Source organism: Pseudomonas sp. B14(2022), from assembly GCF_012030485.1.
Classification (GTDB): Bacteria; Pseudomonadota; Gammaproteobacteria; order Pseudomonadales; family Pseudomonadaceae; genus Aquipseudomonas.
The window spans coordinates 25,021-40,733 of record NZ_JAAUVM010000037.1 but is presented as its reverse complement, the minus strand read 5'-3'; the positions used below and the strand labels follow the sequence as shown (position 1 = coordinate 40,733).

The 15,713-nt window shown below is 59.3% G+C and carries 12 protein-coding genes and 1 rRNA gene; 8 read left to right on the top strand and 5 right to left on the bottom strand.

Annotated elements, in window-relative coordinates:
* The first annotated feature begins 2 nt into the window (after positions 1-2).
* Positions 3-118: ribosomal RNA gene (gene rrf / locus HCF10_RS30190) — 5S ribosomal RNA — on the top strand.
* A gap of 401 nt (positions 119-519) precedes the next feature.
* Positions 520-2,400, top strand: a complete 1,881-nt coding sequence (locus HCF10_RS30185; protein ID WP_027608051.1) for a methyl-accepting chemotaxis protein — start codon at positions 520-522, stop codon at positions 2,398-2,400.
* Positions 2,401-2,438: 38 nt separating this feature from the next.
* On the opposite strand, the gene HCF10_RS30180 is transcribed toward HCF10_RS30185, so the two are convergent.
* The 5 genes from HCF10_RS30180 to HCF10_RS30160 form a co-directional block, all read right to left on the bottom strand.
* Positions 2,439-2,903, bottom strand: coding sequence for an SRPBCC family protein (locus tag HCF10_RS30180; RefSeq protein WP_145335671.1), 465 nt, complete (start codon positions 2,901-2,903; stop codon positions 2,439-2,441).
* A 19-nt stretch (positions 2,904-2,922) separates the two neighbouring features.
* Positions 2,923-6,300: an amino acid adenylation domain-containing protein gene (locus tag HCF10_RS30175; RefSeq protein ID WP_167657018.1), complete on the bottom strand. Its 3,378-nt coding sequence runs from the start codon at positions 6,298-6,300 to the stop codon at positions 2,923-2,925.
* A complete protein-coding gene (locus tag HCF10_RS30170; protein ID WP_145335674.1) occupies positions 6,297-7,235 on the bottom strand; it encodes a diiron oxygenase in 939 nt (312 codons plus the stop codon). The genes HCF10_RS30175 and HCF10_RS30170 overlap by 4 nt, the downstream gene beginning before the upstream one ends.
* A complete protein-coding gene (locus HCF10_RS30165; protein ID WP_167657017.1) occupies positions 7,232-7,990 on the bottom strand; it encodes a DUF3050 domain-containing protein in 759 nt (252 codons plus the stop codon). Before HCF10_RS30165 ends, HCF10_RS30170 begins: the two co-directional genes overlap by 4 nt.
* A 337-nt stretch (positions 7,991-8,327) precedes the next feature.
* Positions 8,328-9,035, bottom strand: coding sequence for a GntR family transcriptional regulator (locus HCF10_RS30160; RefSeq protein ID WP_131700471.1), 708 nt, complete (start codon positions 9,033-9,035; stop codon positions 8,328-8,330).
* Between the two features lie 266 nt (positions 9,036-9,301).
* Here HCF10_RS30160 and HCF10_RS30155 point away from each other — a divergent pair, with 266 nt between their 5' ends.
* The 6 genes from HCF10_RS30155 (at position 9,302) to HCF10_RS30130 (ending at position 15,700) form a co-directional block, all read left to right on the top strand.
* Positions 9,302-10,195, top strand: a complete 894-nt coding sequence (locus HCF10_RS30155; protein ID WP_167657016.1) for a TauD/TfdA dioxygenase family protein — start codon at positions 9,302-9,304, stop codon at positions 10,193-10,195.
* 14 nt (positions 10,196-10,209) lie between these two features.
* Positions 10,210-11,235, top strand: coding sequence for an ABC transporter substrate-binding protein (locus tag HCF10_RS30150; protein ID WP_167657015.1), 1,026 nt, complete (start codon positions 10,210-10,212; stop codon positions 11,233-11,235).
* Position 11,236: 1 nt separating this feature from the next.
* The gene (locus tag HCF10_RS30145) at positions 11,237-12,088 is read left to right on the top strand and encodes an ABC transporter ATP-binding protein (RefSeq protein ID WP_167657014.1); all 852 of its coding nucleotides are present in this window, start codon (positions 11,237-11,239) and stop codon (positions 12,086-12,088) included.
* A 12-nt stretch (positions 12,089-12,100) separates the two neighbouring features.
* Positions 12,101-12,949: an ABC transporter permease gene (locus HCF10_RS30140; protein WP_131700475.1), complete on the top strand. Its 849-nt coding sequence runs from the start codon at positions 12,101-12,103 to the stop codon at positions 12,947-12,949.
* A 59-nt stretch (positions 12,950-13,008) separates the two neighbouring features.
* A complete protein-coding gene (locus tag HCF10_RS30135) occupies positions 13,009-13,929 on the top strand; it encodes a LysR family transcriptional regulator (protein ID WP_145335684.1) in 921 nt (306 codons plus the stop codon).
* 235 nt (positions 13,930-14,164) lie between these two features.
* A complete protein-coding gene (locus HCF10_RS30130; protein WP_167657013.1) occupies positions 14,165-15,700 on the top strand; it encodes an MFS transporter in 1,536 nt (511 codons plus the stop codon).
* Positions 15,701-15,713: the final 13 nt, after the last annotated feature.

Genomic DNA, 15,713 nt, shown 5'->3' with positions numbered 1-15,713 from the left:
TTCTTGACGACCATAGAGCATTGGAACCACCTGATCCCATCCCGAACTCAGTAGTGAAACGATGCATCGCCGATGGTAGTGTGGGGTTTCCCCATGTGAGAGTAGGTCATCGTCAAGATTAAATTCCAGAACCCCTGTCTGCTCATGCAGACAGGGGTTTTGTCGTTTAGAGGGTTTATAAACGTTGTAAGCGAGCAGATACGCCTACCCAGCTCCAAACATCAGGTTCATAGCGCCAGTCTATTTTTTAAAAGCGCGACACAGGTATTAATGAAAATTTGTCGCACCGTTTGAAGGGATGAAGTCCTTACACCTACGCCTTGTACGACAACCTTTGGTCGGCTTCCTACGTAAAAAGACGATTCGTCCCACAATTCCCTAAGTTTTCCTCCTGCTTGGCCGACAGCCTGATGAGCCATGAGTGCACCGAAATAGAGCGGCCCAAGACGCCGCCTATACCGTTACATGGAATGTTCCTCTCGGCACGCTCACCCCCTTTGGCAAAAAGAAGTCGATGAAATGAATCTCAAGTTCAGTCATAAAATTCTGTTGGCCGCGTCAGGCGTTGTGGTTCTGGCCTTCGCGTTATTCACCCTTTACAACGATTATCTGCAGCGCAGCACAATCAAACAGAATCTGGAGTCGTCTATCCAGCAATCCGGCGAGCTCACCGCCAGTAGTGTGCAGAACTGGCTCAGTGGTCGAATACTGGTGCTCGAAAGTCTGACGCAAAACGTTGCCCATCAGGGTAGCGCTGCTGATCTCCCGGGGCTGGTCGATCAACCGGCGTTCACTTCGAACTTCCAGTTCACCTACGTTGGTCAAACCAACGGTGTGTTCACCCAGCGCCCGGACGCAAAAATGCCTGACGGCTACGACCCTCGTCAGCGTCCCTGGTACAAGCAAGCCGTGGCTGCCGATAAACCCATGCTCACGCCGCCCTATATGGCCGCCGTAGGTGGGCAGATCGTAACTATCGCTATGCCGGTGAAAAAGAACGGTGAGTTGCTCGGTGTGGTCGGCGGAGACCTGAGCCTGCAAACTCTGGTGAAAATCATCAATTCGGTGGACTTCGGCGGCATCGGCCATGCGTTTCTGGTCAGCGGAGACGGCCAAGTCATCGTAAGTCCTGACGAAGACCAGGTGATGAAAAACCTCAAGGACATCTACCCAGGCACTAACGTCCGTATTGAGAAAGTTAATCAGGACGTAGTTCTCAAGGGCCAGGATCGCATTCTGTCGTTCACGCCTATCAGTGGCTTGCCCGGTGCAGATTGGTATATCGGCCTGTCGATTGATAAAGACAAAGCCTACGCACCGCTGGGTAAATTCCGTACGTCTGCATTGATCGCCATGCTGATCGCCGTAGTCGCGATTGCCGTGCTGTTGAGCCTGCTGATTCAAGTGTTACTGCGGCCCTTGACTACCATGGGCATTGCCATGCAGGACATTGCCCAGGGTGAGGGCGACCTGACTCGCCGCTTGACGGTCACCAGTAAAGACGAGTTCGGTGAAGTGGGCAGCGCGTTCAACCGGTTCGTGGAGCGTATCCACGCCTCGATTTCCGAAGTGTCTTCTGCAACACGTCAGGTGCATGACCTGTCTCAGCGTGTGATGGCATCATCCAACGCCTCGATCATCGGCTCTGATGAGCAAAGCGCACGCACCAACAGCGTGGCCGCCGCAATCAACGAACTGGGGGCTGCCACCCAGGAAATCGCGCGTAACGCCGCCGATGCTTCACAGCACGCCAGCGGTGCCAGCGAGCAGGCCGATGATGGGCGTAAAGTGGTCGAGCAAACCATCCTGGCAATGTCGGAGCTGTCGCAGAAGATCAGCCTGTCCTGCACTCAGATCGAAACCCTGAACGCCAGCACCGACAATATCGGCCACATCCTTGATGTGATCAAAGGTATCTCCCAGCAAACCAACTTGCTGGCACTGAACGCTGCGATCGAAGCAGCACGTGCCGGGGAAGCCGGACGCGGGTTTGCCGTGGTCGCCGACGAGGTGCGTAACCTGGCTCACCGTACCCAGGAGTCGGCTGAGGAGATTCATAAAATGATCACTTCGCTGCAAGTGGGTTCGCGTGAGGCAGTGACCACCATGAATGCCAGCCAGACCTCCAGCGAGGAAAGTGTCCAGGTTGCCAACCAGGCCGGTGAGCGCCTGGTCAGCGTAACGCAGCGAATTGTCGAGATCGACGGCATGAACCAATCCGTCGCTGCGGCCACCGAGGAACAAACTGCCGTGGTGGAAACCCTCAACGTCGACATCAACCAGATCAACCTGCTGAACCAGCAGGGCGTGACCAACCTCAACGAAACCCTGAAAGACTGCGATGCGTTGTCGCAACAGGCCAATCGGTTGAAGCAGCTGGTCGACAGCTTCAAGATCTGACCCGCTGAGTGTACGAGTAGGAGCGAGCCGTTTCGCTCCTACCGCTTACCCAGCAAGCGGCGAACATTGTCCAGCGCGCTGTCGGCGAAGCCCTGCACAAACTGTTCAAATCCTACCTGTGCCGTGTCCAGGGGGTCGGCAATGATGGTCCAGGTTGCTCTGGAGCAGTGCGCTCCAAGCGCTTCTACTTTGATCGACGCCCACAACCTGGCCACGCCCAGGGTGTTGTAGATCATGGTCCAGGTCATGTGCATCGCGTGCTCTTCCCGGCTATTGAGCTGTTCTACGACGCGGTTGCCATCGCGGAAAAATTTCGTGCGTAAAGCGCCCACTCCGTTGCCGGTCATTTCGATATGCGTCAAGGAAGGGATGAACGCATCGAAGCCTGCAAACTGCCCCACTAGGTTCCACAGGCGGGAAGCATGGCAGTCGATCACCACAGAGGACATTATCGGCTGGCCGTTCGGGTTATGAATTAACGTATCGGGTTGCAGCGGTTTCATGAAGTTGTCCTGAATCGGTTCAAAGAAAGCCGATGGTCTTGAGGTAGTTGCAGCCTTTACTCAGCAGTGCCGGGTCTTTTTCGGGGTATTGCTCACCCATCTGCTGAACGCCGCGTCGCGCGTTGTCATGGAGGATCATCGAGGTGTCACCGATGTCTTCATCCAGTCGATCAAGGTAAAACCCGAGTACACCAAACATCGCATTGTCCTGGCTCACCGTTCGCAGCGTCTGCTGCCAATACGCAGTACTGACCCGCTCGAACCTGTGGCCCGCCCGGTTGAATGCATCCAGGTAGTGCTCCCAGCTCAGTGGTTGTGGGTTATGCAGGTTGAATACGCTTCTATCGGCTTGAAAGCGATTGCAGTGGAACGCAATGAAGCGAGCAAGAAAGTCCACGGGCATCAGGTCGAAATTCAGACCCAGCCTCGGCAGCATGCCCAACTGCAGCGACCCCTTGAGCATCAACATCAGGCGATTCTTCTGTGGCTGGCAGACTCCGTTATGGCTGTTGAAGCTGATATTTCCAGGGCGATGGATGTTCACCCAAGCTCCTTGCTCAACTGCACGTCCCAGGACCCGCTCGGCTACCCACTTGGAGAGGTTGTAGCCATTTCGGATGTACAGGGGCAGGGTGTCTGCCGCCGGAGCTTCGAGCACATGCCCCATCGTGCCGATGCTGCTGGCGGCCGACAACGTCGAGACAAAGTTGAAGACTTTTTTGCAGCGGGTTTCGCACAGGCGCAGGCATTCGAATATGGGGTCGACGTTGTCTCTGGCCAGTGAGGCGTAGTCCATTACGTGGTTGACCCTTGCTGCGTTATGCACCAGCGCGCCAAAGTCTGCGGCGAGTGCGTCATACGCGTCACAGGCCAAACCCAATCGCGGCCGGCTGATATCGGCGGCAAATACTCGTACCCGGCTCAGGTCCAGATGTTCCAGTTGGTAGTCATGCAACGCCTGGGTAAAACGAGCCATCGCAGGATTCCCCGGCAAGTCACGCACCAGGCACGCGACCTCGGTGGCACCGGCGTTCAACAACGCCTCGACAATATGGACGCCGACGAAACTGTTGGCCCCGGTCACGATCACCTTGTGCGGATTGCCTGCGCGGTCCCCTTGCAACGGATTGATCATCCACTCCCGTTGAGCGTCCATGACCGCTTGGGCAGAGGATGCGTCGGGCAGTTCACCATCCCCCATCAGTGTTGCGAGCGTACGGATAGTCGGTACTTCAATGAAATGGCTCAACGCGAAACTACGGCCAAATTGCTCGCGAACACGCAACAACAGTGTCGACAGCAAAATCGAATGGCCGCCCAGTGCGAAGAAGCTTTCATCGATGGGCAACTGGCTGGTGGGCAAGCTCAGCAGCTCACCCCAAAGGTCGCTCAATCGCGCTTGAAGTGGCGTGTGCGCAGCGCGGGGAGTGGCCTGCAAAATGGGGTGGAAGGGGCGCGACAGCAGCCCCTTGCGGTCGACTTTGCCGTTGTTGCTGTGCGGCATGGCTGGCAGTTCCACCCAGAAACCAGGTTGCATGTAGTTCGGTAGCCACTGGCGCGCATGCTGCTGCAAGGCCACCAGCGTAGCGTTGGGTTCGGGCTGGGCGACAAAGGCGCAGATCCTGCTTTCATGGTCGATCACCACGGCCAGCTCACGATACAGCCTGCTGCTGCGCAGGCATTGTTCAATCTCCCGAGGGTCGACCCGAAAGCCGCGGATCTTTACCTGATCGTCGCGACGCCCACCCAGCACAATGCCTTCGGCGGTCCACTGCGCCAAGTCGCCGCTGCGGTAGGCCCGCAGCGTTTGGCCGCCTGGCACCAGCAGTTCGACGAACGGGGTGTCAGCCTGCCGCGGCGCATTCACATATCCCAGGCTCACTCCGGGCCCGACGATGTACAGCTCACCCATCACCCGCTCGTCCACCGGTTGCAGATCGTCATCGAGGATCAGCACCTGGCTATTGGCGATGGGGTGGCCGACATTACGATTATTGTCATCGGGGTCGAACGTCCGGTGCGTAATCAGTACTGTGGTTTCGGTGGGGCCATAGAGGTTGTGCAACTGACACTGTCCTGCCAGACGCTCGATTACATGGGGTTCGCAGGCATCGCCACCGGTGAGCAGATGCGTCACGCCCAGGGGGGGATCCAGCGGCAGGATATTGAGCAGCGCAGGCGGCAGGAAGGCATGAGTGACACGCTGTCGGCGGAGCAATTCCACCAGTTGTCCAGGGTCGTGTCGCTGTTCCTCGCTGGGTACGATCAACTCGGCGCCGGCAATCAGGGCGGGGAAGATTTCGATCAGTGACGAGTCGAAACCCAAGGGCGAAAATTGCAGGACGTGGCTCCGTTCATCTAGCGTTATGCACGACCCGAACCAGGCCGTGAAATGTGCCAGGTTGCCTTGGCTGAGCAGCACACCCTTGGGCTGGCCCGTACTACCCGATGTATAGAGCACCATGCACGGCATATGCGCGCAGGGGCGATTGTGCATCAACGAGGATGCTGAGTTGGCGTTGAGCGGCTCGACTGCGCTGACATCCAGAGAAATGAAACGCTCCCGTAATGGATGCTGGCCTGCATCCAGCAATACACTCGCCCCGGCGTTTTCGAGCATGGCCCGGTGGCGTTGGGCGGGCTGATCAGGTCCCAGTGGCAGGTACACCGCACCACTGCCCAGCACGGCAAGAATGCTGGCATACAACTCCATGGACTTTTCCAGGCATACACCGATCACCGGTGGCGCCTCAAGCGCCTCCAGCAGCGGGCGCAATCGCTGCTGAATCGCCATGGCCCGCAGGTGTAGTTGGCGGTAGGTCACGGTGTGCCCCGCCATGTTCAGCGCCGGCCGGTCGGCGAACAGATTAAGGCTGGCCTGCACCCGCTCGATCACCGGCACCTGGGCTTCCCGGATCAGATCGGGGTCTGCCGTGCGATTGAATCGATGCATGAATGCCAACGGCTCTAGCCCGTGCAAATCGTGCTCGGGCCAGTCAGTGGCAACCGCGCTCCTAGAGAGATACTCGGGGTCACGTGAGAAGCCACTGACGAGTAGCGCGACCCAATCCACCAGCGCAGTTGTTGCCTGCTGACGCAGACGCTGGCCGTTACCACTGGGCTCCTCGGCAATGCCCAGCGCGGCAAACAAACGTCGGTCATGGTCATAGGCGCGCAATTGCAGCGTGGGTAACCCGCTGCTGGTTAACGGGCCCACCCCCAGGCGCAGGCATATACAGGTGGTTTCGCCCAGGTCATCCGGCAACGGCAGGCTACCGTCTTCAATCCACAGGTCGGTGGCCTCATCCCCCGACACATGGCCGTACTGTTCCAGTATTAGCCTGATTTCGCCAAGTGCCTTGCTTGTGCCGCACCAGCCGATGGTCAGGCACCTCATGGCGACACCGACAGGTAGTCGTTCAGCACCTGCCCCACACTCGGCGTTTGCAGCAAGCCGCTGTGTTGCAGGAAGCCCATGATATTGCTCATCAACGGGTGCTGGCGGGTGATGGGGAACGCCAGCGCTGATATTTCATCGCGCAGCACACCGCGCAGGCGCTCGCTGATGTCGAGGTGTTCGATCAGGTGCAGGTCGAAGTTTTTCTGCAGGTCGTTGGTCAGATAGTGCGCCAGGAATGTTGGCAGTACCTGGGCGATGCTGTCACGGTCGTCCGGGCTCGCGGCTTGCCAGTAGATGCGCACCAGCCGCGTCCAGAACTGCGCGTGGCGACCTTCGTCAAACAGGTGGTCGTCCATCAAACCTCGTATGGAGGCCTTGACACTGCGGTCCTTGGAAAACGCTGCTACATCGTGGGTCACGGTGTTTTCGGCGATGGCTACGCCAATCAGCTCTACTGCATCGCTCAGGTGTGCCGGAGCCTGCGCCTGCGCCGCCGGCAGCGCACGACTCAGTTCGATATGCCCGGGCAGGTCGAGCGGTTGTACGCCCGTCATTGCGACAGTCTGTTGCATGAAATCCAGGGCCACCAAGGCGTGGTAGTCCTCGTCCACCACAACCGTCATCGCATCAACGCGACAGGCGAGGGGGAAGGGCAGCGAGAAGCGATTCTTGGCAATGCTGCGCGCGGTCTTGTCGACGATTTCGGTTTCGAAAATAACCACGTCGTGGATGAATTTGTAGAAGCTCTGCACCAGCACGAAGTCGCGCCACTGCGGGCAATGTTCCATGAAGGTCTCGCTGAGTACCAAGGGCTGACGGCACAGTGGGTAGATCAGCTTGTCATCGTCTTCCAGCAAGCGGCGAGGGCGGGTTCGGATGGTTGCGCGGCGTTCCCAGTCGTCGGCGATGGTGGTGTAGCCAGCCGTATTCATGGGTGCACCTCTTGCAGTGCGGCCTGCACCTCGTCCCAGAACGTGATACGGCTTTCTACGGCGGCAAGGGCTGCGTCGTGGGCCTGCTGCGGATAAGTCGGGTCGGCACCCACCAGGCGTTCGAGCAACTGCTCTGCTGCTCGCCCATGATGCTCAGTGTCCACCTCAATGTGGCGCTCGAAGTAACCACACAAGGCGGATGCCTGGCGATGGATGAGCGTGTCGGGCTGCAGGAGGTGTTCGAACATACTTGGGATGACGCGCTCACGCCCATGAAGGAATGCGGCTGCTACGCAATGTGTAGGGGCTTCCAGCGCCATGCGCAGCGTGTCACTGACGAAGCGCGCTGCGCCAGCAGGAACATCGGCCATGCGCAGTGCAGTGCTTGCTTCCACGGCTTGGTGCTGCAGTGCAATGAAACGGTGTATCGCCGAGGTGCTGGCGCCGACTTCGACCATGGCTTCCAGGTACCACTCGAAGTGGCTGCAATGGCCTTGCCTGGGGTGAGAGTCTGATTCTTCGCCCAGCACAATCTCATTGATCAGGCGTGCAGCTTGCGGGTCGGCCGGTGGCAGCCAGGGTAGGCGAGTGCAAGTCAGGTCCTGTTGCAGGCGTTTGGTGAGTGTCATGAAGTCCCAAACAGCGAACACATGGTGTTCCATGAATAGTTGTAACTTTTCCAGCGAAGTTATTTCCGGAAATAACGGATGGCTGCACAACAGCCGTTTTCTTTGTTCCAGCAAAGGTTGGTACATGGTTGATGCCTATAAGTTATTGCGTCTGCCGCTAAAACAGCATTGGACTTTTGTATGCGGCAAGAAGATAAAAAGATGTAAACCAGGCTTTGCGCGCACGAGCGCTCACGCAAGTGGGGCTGCACGGTCGATTTGAGTGTCTGGTCTAGTAAGGAAAGATAATAAGCGGGCTAAACAAATTGGCGAGTATATGAATGCATTAGATGTTTTTCTAAATAATATAAGCTGTCGGCAACTTACTTTATAAGAGTGGGAAGTTTCTTCTGCGCGGGGCGCCACCGGTCAGGTAGGGAACCCCGCGGCGCTCGGCGGGCAAGATAAGAGACCTGACACCTTATTAAAGAGTCTTCGCTCCGCTGGCATCCAGGTTATTGAGATAGGTTGTGATCACTTCCATCCCGCGCATCAAGTGATTACGCAGTGTCAGGATACTTTCCTGGACTTTCTTTTGTGCCACAAGGTTCAGCAGTTCGCGGTGGTCTTCCTGAGATGTCTCGCCCAGCCCCATCGCCTCAAGGTTGAAGCGCAGGAAGCGCTCCTCCTCATTCAGCCCGTGCTCCACCAGCTTGAGCAACCTCTGGTTGGGAGCCTTGCTATACAGGGTCATGTGAAACAGGCGATTGAGACGGCCAATCTCGGTGTAGTCTTTTTCCTGTTCCAGGGCACAGATGAACGTGTCTGCCTCGGCGATATCGGCTTCGGTCAGCAAGGGAATCGACAAGCGCAGGGCTTCAGACTCCAGCAACATTCGCAGCTCATAGGTTTCAGCCGAATTGTCTTCGATCAACGGTGCAACCACGGCGCCCTTGTGGGTGACCACGTGCAGCAGCGACTGGGCTTCCAACTGGCGCAAGGCTTCACGCACCGGCATGCGGCTGACCCCGAACAGGCTGGCCAGCTCCTGCTGACGCATGGCGGTACCGCAGGGCAAGCGGCCATCAAGGATGGCATTGCGCAAGGTTTCTTCAATCACGGAGCGAGCAAGATGGGCGGGAATAGGACCGCTGACCTTGATGCTGTTCAAAGGATTCGGCTTCTGCGTCACGGTTACGCTATCGTCCTTATTAAAATAGTGGTGGCTAATTGGATCCAATGCACACTAGAGGCTGCCCATAAGCTTGTCAAACCAGCACAGTTTCGGCTTGTAAGCGTTTCAACGCGTGATTCCGGCGGCCCACATGCAGGCTTTGCGGGGTCTGACGCGCCAGTGCCATGTTGCGACATTCCCCTATATCGATATTCTTTAACGGTATTTAAATTGCCGTTCTTATATCTATAAAGTCACTCTCCTGACTGATCGGGAGTGACCTCATGTCCGCCACCTCTACTGTTCCAACAGCGGCCCTCTGCGCCCAAGCATTCGAGATTCGACCACTGCCTGGCAGCGTGGGTGCCGAGATCATCGGCCTGGACTTGTCCCGCCCGGTCAACGATCAGGATTTCGCCCGCATTCACCGCGCGCACCTGAACCATCACGTCGTAGTGTTCCGCGACCAGCGCATCACCCCCGAACAACAGATCGCCTTCAGTCGCCGCTTTGGCGTACTGCAAATCCACGTGCTCAAACAATTCCTGCTGGCCAACCACCCGGAAATCCTGATCGTCTCCAATATCATCGAAAACGGCCAATCCATCGGCCTGGGTGACGCAGGCAAATTCTGGCACTCGGACCTGTCCTATAAAGAGCTGCCGAGCCTGGGCTCGATGCTCCACGCCCAGGAGCTGCCGTCCGAAGGCGGCGATACCCTGTTCGCCGACATGCACAAAGCCTGGGATCAACTGCCCGAGCACCTGCGTAAAGCCGTTGAAGGCCGCAGTGCCGCGCACTCTTATACCGCGCGCTACAGCGAAACCAAATTCGAAGGCAACTGGCGGCCGACGTTGACGCCCGAGCAGCTTGCCCAAGTCGCGGAAGTGGTTCACCCCATCGTGCGCACCCACCCGGAAAACGGCCGCAAGGCGCTGTTCGTCAGTGAAGGCTTCACCACCCGCATCGTCGGCCTGCCGGAAGACGAAAGCCGCGACCTGCTGGCCCAGCTCTACGCCCACAGCGTGCTGCCGCAGAACATCTACCGCCACCAATGGCAGCCCCACGACCTGGTGTTCTGGGACAACCGCTCGCTGATCCACCTGGCCGCCGGTTGCCCGAGCCATCTGCGCCGCAAGCTCTTTCGCACCACCATCCAGGGCGACGCGCCTTTCTGATTCGGAGCATGACCATGTCCAGGAACATTCCATTTGCACGGCTGGCCGCGACTGTCGGCCTGAGTGTCAGCCTGTTGGCCGGCAGCCTGGTCGCGCCGACGTCCGCGCAAGCCGAAGGCGAGATCCGCATCGCCGAACAGTTCGGCATCGTCTACCTGCTGCTTAACGTGGTGCGCGACCAGAACCTGATCGAAAAATATGGCAAGCAGGAAGGCCTCGACATCAAGGTCGATTGGACCCAGCTGTCCGGCGGCGCCGCGGTCAACGACGCACTGCTCTCCGGTTCTATCGACATCGCCGGTGCCGGCGTCGGCCCGCTGCTGACCATCTGGGACCGCACCCACGGCAAGCAGAACGTCAAGGCCGTGGCCTCCCTGGGCAACTTCCCCTACTACCTGGTGAGTAACAATCCCAAGGTCAAGACCATTGCCGACTTCACCGACAAGGACCGTATCGCCGTGCCGGCGGTGGGCGTGTCGGTACAGTCGCGCTTCCTGCAATATGCCGCCGCCAAGCAATGGGGCGACAAGGAATTCAATCGCCTCGACAAGTACACCGTCGCTGTCCCGCACCCGGATGCCACCGCTGCCCTGATCGCTGGTGGCACCGAACTGACCGGGCACTTTTCCAACCCGCCATTCCAGGACCAGGCCCTGGCCAACCCTAACGTGCATGTGGTGCTGAACACCTACGACCTGCTGGGGCCAAACTCGCCGACGGTGCTGTTCGCCACCGAAAAATTCCGCAACGACAACCCGAAAACCTACAAGGCGTTTCTCGAGGCGTTGACCGAAGCCGCGCAGTTCGCCCAGAACGATAAAGGCGCTGCGGCCGACACTTACATCCGTGTCACCAAGGCCAGGATCGACCGCGCCGAGTTGCTGAAAATCATCGACAACCCGCAGTTCGAATTCAGCGTCACGCCGAAAAACACCTACCCGCTGGCGGAGTTCCTCTACCGCGTCGGCGCCATCAAAAACAAGCCTGAATCGTGGAAGGACTACTTCTTCCAGGACGCCAAGCCCCTGCAAGGAAGTTGAGATGAACGCGCCCTTGCAAGGCCACACGGCCAGCAACCTGCACACCCGCTTGCCATTGCTGGCGGTGGATAACGTCAGCCTGGAATACCGCACACCGGAGCGCGTGGTGCGGGCCACTCATCAAGTCAGCTTCGAGATCGACCCGGCGGATCGCTACGTGTTGCTCGGCCCATCGGGTTGCGGAAAATCCACACTGCTCAAGTCCATTGCCGGGTTTATCACACCCTGCGAAGGCGAGATCCGCCTGCTGGGGCAAAAGGTCGAACAGCCGGGCCCCGATCGCATCGTGGTGTTCCAGGAGTTCGACCAGTTGCCGCCGTGGAAAACCGTCAAGCAGAACGTGATGTTTCCGCTGCTGGCGTCGAAAACCTTACCGCGTCGCGAAGCCGAAGAGCGGGCACTGCACTACCTCGATAAAGTCGGCCTCACCGCCTTTGCCGACGCTTACCCGCACACGCTTTCCGGCGGTATGAAAGCCCGCGTGGCCATCGCCCGCGCCCTGGCCATGCAGCCGAAAATCCTGCTGATGGATGAGCCCTTCGCCGCCCTCGACGCCCTGACCCGGCGCAAGATGCAGGAAGAATTGCTGCTGCTCTGGGAAGAGGTGCGCTTCACCCTGCTGTTCGTCACCCACTCCATCGAAGAAGCGCTGGTGGTGGGCAATCGCATCCTGTTGTTGTCGCCGCACCCGGGGCGCGTGCGCGCGGAAATCCACAGTCATCAATACGACCTGCACAGCCTCGGTGGCGTGGAGTTCCAGGCGTCGGCGCGACGGATTCATCGCCTGCTGTTCGATGAAGCGCCCGAGGCCGAACGTGAGTTGGGTTTCGCCGATATCCGCATCGCTTACTAAGGGGACAACCCAATGCGCCAGGAATACGAAATTACCCTTGAGCCGCTGCTCAGCGTCCCCGTTGAACGCGAACTGCCCCTGCGCCAACGCCTGTGGCAACAAGGCTGGCTGCGCAAGGGGCTGATCCTGATCGTGCTCGCGATCCTTTGGGAAGCCGTCGCGCGCTACCAGAACAACGACCTGCTGCTGCCGAGTTTCCTGCAGACCTTTCACGCGCTCTACGACGGCCTGCTCAGTGGCGAACTGCTGAGCAAGGTGAGCATCTCGCTGGTGGTGCTGATCAAGGGCTACCTGATCGGCATCGTGCTGGCGTTTGCCCTGACCACCCTCGCGGTGTCGACGCAACTGGGCCGTGACCTGCTGAGCACCCTGACCTCAATGTTCAACCCACTGCCGGCCATCGCTTTATTGCCGTTGGCGCTGCTGTGGTTTGGCCTGGGCCAGAACAGCCTGATCTTCGTGCTGGTGCATTCGGTGTTGTGGGCGCTGGCGCTCAACACGTATTCGGGGTTTCTCGGCGTGTCCGAAACCCTGCGCATGGCCGGCCGCAACTATGGCCTCAACGGCATGCGTTTCGTGGTGTTCATCCTGATCCCGGCGGCACTGCCGTCGATCCTCGCCGGCCTGAAAATCGGCTGGGCCTTCGCCTGGCGCACCCTGATCGCCGCCGAGCTGGTATTCGGTGCGACCAGCGGCAAGGGCGGTCTGGGCTGGTACATCTTCCAGAACCGCAATGAGCTGTACACCGACAAGGTATTCGCCGGGTTGGCGGTGGTGATCCTGATCGGCCTGCTGGTGGAGAACCTGGTGTTCGACACCTTCGAGCGGCTCACCGTGAAGCGTTGGGGCATGCAGCGCTGATACACCCATCCTGCTACGATTGCGGCCAGCTCACTCCCGACTGATCATGAGTGCTTGGCATGCAACTACCCGACATGAACCTGCTGGTCGCCCTCGACGCCCTGCTCGACGAGGGCAGCGTGGTGGGCGCCGCGCGGCGGATGAACCTCAGCCCGGCGGCCATGAGCCGTACCCTCACACGTATTCGAGAAGCGGTGGGCGATCCGATCCTGGTACGCGCCGGTCGCGGGCTGGTACCCACGCCCAAGGCCTTGCAGTTGCAGAGCCAGGTGCGCAACGTGGTGGAGCAGGCGGCGTTGTTGTTTCGCTCGGCGGATCAGGTTGACCTGAGCACCCTGCGCCGTCGCTTCAGCGTGCGCGCCAATGACTTTTTCATCGGCGTGTATGGTGGACGCCTGTTCGACACCATGGAGCGCATGGCGCCGTTGTGCGAGCTGTGTTTCGTACCCGAAGGCGACACCGACGACGAAGCGCTGCGCGAGGGGCGGCTGGATCTACGGGTGAGCAACACTATGCCGGTCACCCCGGAAGTGAAGGTGCAGAACCTGTTTTCCACCACCTTCGTGGGCCTCGCGCGCGAGGACCATCCGTTGTTTGACGAAGAGATCACCGCAGCGCGCTTCGCCAGCTATTCCCATATCAGCATCTCGCGGCGTGGCATCGCCCGTGGCCCGATTGACACTGCACTGAATGCTCAGGGCCTGGAGCGACGCGTGGCGATGATTGCCCCGGGCTTTCACGGTGCGATGTTCATGTTGCCCGACTCCGACCTGATTCTGCCGGTGCCCAAAGAGGCGCTCTACAGCGCCAATCGCCTGAAGCTGCCACTGCGCGCGTTTGCGTTGCCGATCTCGCTGCCGACGTTGGTATTGGCCCAATCCTGGCACCCGCGCTTCGACAAAGACCCGGCTCATAGATGGTTGCGCGAGACGATGCGTGAGAGCTGCCACGCCACCTGGCTGGAAGCACAGCCGACCTGATTTACAAGCCATGCACGGTCAAAATGTGGGAGGAGGCTTGCTCCCGATTGCTGTGTGCCAGACCCAGATTTTCTATTTAATCCACCGCAATCGGGAGCAAGCCCCCTCCCACAAGGGTTCTATAGTGAATCCAGGATTGTGTCTGGCGCACTTATACCCTGCCAACATGTAACTTTTTGTCATGCATGTGCCTGATTAAACTGCTCGGGTATTTCTAATTCCGAGTTACCTGTTCATGACTTCCCTCGCTGCCCCCACGCTTGCGGCTGCAGCCAAACCCACCGCTATCACCCCGCCTGTATTTGGCTCGCGCATCATCATCGGCCTGGTCGGCGTGTTGCTGGCGGTACTAGTGTCCGGTCTCAACGAGATGGTCACCAAGGTGGCCCTCGCGGATATTCGCGGTGCGCTGTACATCGGTTTTGACGAAGGCACCTGGCTGGTCGCTGCGTACACGGCCACCTCCGTGTCGGCCATGGCCTTTGCGCCCTGGTGTTCGGTGACGTTTTCCCTGCGGCGCTTCACCCTGTGCGCCATCGGCCTGTTCACCGTGCTTGGCATCCTTTGCCCGTTTGCGCCCAACTACGAAAGCCTGCTGTTGCTGCGTACCGTCCAAGGCCTGGCGGGCGGCGCATTGCCGCCGATGCTGATGACCGTGGCGCTGCGCTTCCTGCCGGCCAACGTCAAGCTGTATGGCCTGGCCGGCTACGCGCTTACCGCCACGTTCGGGCCGAGCCTCGGCACGCCGTTGGCGGCGCTGTGGACTGAATATGTCGGCTGGCAGTGGGCGTTCTGGCAGATCGTCGGGCCGTGTCTGCTGGCGATGGCCGCCGTGGCTTACGGCTTGCCGCAAGACCCGCTGCGCCTGGAGCGCTTCAAGCAGTTCAACTGGCGCGGCCTGCTGCTGGGGTTTCCGGCGATCTGCATGCTGGTGATCGGCATTCTGCAGGGCAATCGCCTGGACTGGTTCGAGTCGGGCCTGATCACCTTCCTGCTGTGCGGCGGCAGCGTGCTGCTGGTGCTGTTCATGTTCAATGAATGGTCGCACCCGATGCCGTTTTTCAAGTTGCAGATGCTCGGCCTGCGTAACCTGGCTTTTGCCCTGATCGTGCTGGCAGGCGTGCTGATGGTGCTGACCTCGGTGATCATCATCCCCTCGAGTTTCCTCGCTCAGGTCCAGGGTTATCGCCCCCTGCAAACCGCGCCGGTGATGCTGCTGATGGCGCTGCCGCAATTGATCGCGCTGCCTCTGGTGGCTGCGTTGTGCAACCTGCGTTGGGTCGATTGCCGCTGGGTACTGGGGATCGGGCTGGGGATGTTGGTGCTGTGCTGCGTGGGCAGTGCGCACCTGACCTCGGCGTGGATTCGCGACGATTTCTACGGCCTGTACCTGCTGCAAATCTTCGGGCAGCCCATGGCGGTGTTGCCGCTGCTGATGCTTTCCACCGGCAGCATCCAACCGGCGGATGGGCCGTTCGCCTCGGCCTGGTTCAACACCGTCAAAGGCCTGGCCGCCGTGATTGCCACCGGTGTGCTGGATGCGCTGACCACCCAGCGCCTGCACTTTCACTCGACCATGCTGGTGGACCGCCTGGGTAACTCGCCGCTGGCCGACGGCGATGCGCCGGGCCTGGCCCACCGCCTGCACGAGCAGGCCGTGGTGCTGACTTCTTCGGATCTCTATTACGTCATGGCCGCTGTCGCGGTGGCGTTGATCCTGCTGATTTTCTGGATGCCCACGCGGATTTTTCCGCCTCGCGCACCAACCTAGCCACAAGGACTTC